This window comes from Streptomyces sp. KR55 (genome assembly GCF_052245645.1).
Taxonomy (GTDB): domain Bacteria; phylum Actinomycetota; class Actinomycetes; order Streptomycetales; family Streptomycetaceae; genus Streptomyces; species Streptomyces flavusporus.
Genome location: NZ_JBQQCE010000894.1, coordinates 1 through 1,425 on the forward strand (window position 1 = coordinate 1; position 1,425 = coordinate 1,425).

At 73.3% G+C, this 1,425-nt stretch carries 3 protein-coding genes; 1 reads left to right on the forward strand and 2 read right to left on the reverse strand.

What is annotated here, in order from left to right:
- Together ACTWQJ_RS51320 and ACTWQJ_RS51325 are read right to left on the reverse strand one after the other, a co-directional pair.
- On the reverse strand, positions 1-468 hold a 468-nt coding region (locus ACTWQJ_RS51320), incomplete at its 3' end, for an SDR family NAD(P)-dependent oxidoreductase (protein ID WP_443313191.1).
- Between the two features lie 63 nt (positions 469-531).
- A complete protein-coding gene (locus ACTWQJ_RS51325) occupies positions 532-1,014 on the reverse strand; it encodes a rhodanese-like domain-containing protein (RefSeq protein ID WP_443313192.1) in 483 nt (160 codons plus the stop codon).
- Positions 1,015-1,134: 120 nt separating this feature from the next.
- Between ACTWQJ_RS51325 and ACTWQJ_RS51330 the strand changes: the two genes are divergently transcribed.
- Positions 1,135-1,425: Lrp/AsnC family transcriptional regulator (locus tag ACTWQJ_RS51330; RefSeq protein ID WP_443313193.1), on the forward strand; the 291-nt coding region annotated here is incomplete at its 3' end.

Sequence of the window (1,425 nt, forward strand, 5' to 3'; positions counted from 1 at the left end):
CTCCTGCACCAGCAGCAGGACCGAGCGGGTGTCGACCGCCCAGTGGGCGTCGCGCATCGTGGCGTCGATCGTGTCGAGGGTGCCGTCGGAGCCGCTGAGGGCGTGATTGGCGACGAGGATGTCGAGCCGTCCGCCGAGCGCCGCGGCGGCGGTGGCGATCAGCTCGGCGGGCGCGTCCGGGTCGGAGAGGTCGCCGGGCCCGGCGACGACCCGGGCGTCCGGGTCGCCGAGCGCCCCGCGCACGGAGGCGACCACGTCCTCCGGCCGGTCGGCGCCCCAGGGCATGGCGGCGTCGTGCGGCACATGGTGGTGCAGATAGACGCTTGCCCCGTACGCGGCCAGCCGCCGGGCCACGGCATGCCCGATGCCGCCTCGCCGGCTCGCCCCGGTGACAAGCGCGGTCCGGCCGCGCAGGGGCAGGGGGTCGCGGCGCAGCTCTTCGGGGGCGGGGTGCGGAAGTTTCGGCATGACGACCATGATCGGGAAGCTGCGGGCGGGGCGCACATGAATTTCCGCACCGGGCGTGTGGCGTCAGCAGCCGCAGTCCTCCGCGTCGACCGGCGCGGTCAGCGGGTCGGCGGGGCGTCGCTCGCGGCCCTGCCAGGTCTCGTACTCGAAGCCCTCGCGTACCCAGTACTCGAAGCCGCCGAGCATCTCCTTGACCTGGTAGCCGAGTTCGGCGAGGGCGAGGGCGGCCCGGGTGGCGCCGTTGCAGCCGGGGCCCCAGCAGTACGTCACGACCGGCACCGACCGGTCGAGGAGTTGCTCGGCCTGCTCCGGGATGAGCGCGGTCGGCAGGTGGATCGCGCCCGGGACGTGGCCCTGGTCCCAGGACTCGGTGGAGCGGGAGTCCACGACGACGAAGCCGACGTCGCCGCCGGCCGCGAGCGCGGCGGCCACGTCGGAGACATCGGCGTGGAAGGTGAGGCTTGCGCGGAAGTAGGCGGCGGCCTCGGCCGGGGCGGCGGGGGCGACCCGCAGGACGGGGTTGACGGCGGTCGTGCTGCTGCTCATCGCTGGCCTTCCGTTGCGGGCTTCGTCGACCGGAATCTACGCCTGGTGATCCCCTCCCTTAAGGAGCGATCCACGGCGTTCCCCTTGATCAGCCGGGGTTTCCCCTGCTATCCATCGGGGATGACCGCGTTTTCCCCGGACGCCACCGACTGGCGCATCCTCGATGTCCTGCAGCGGGAGGGCCGGGCCAGTTTCGCCGAACTGGCGCGTGCCGTCTCGATGTCCGCGAGCGCCGTCACGGAGCGGGTGCGGCGCCTGGAGGAGGCGGGGGTCATCCAGGGGTACGCGGCCGTCGTTGACCCCGAGCGGCTGGGGCTGCCGGTCCTGGCATTCGTGCGGCTGCGCTATCCGAACGGCAACTACAAGCCGTTCCACGACCTCGTCGCGGCGACCCCCGAGGTCTTGGAGGGG

Bases quoted from the DNA above. Each gene is read 5' to 3' on its own strand.
- ACTWQJ_RS51325 (WP_443313192.1), bottom strand. From the start codon at position 1,014: ATGAGCAGCAGCACGACCGCCGTCAACCCCGTCCTGCGGGTCGCCCCC.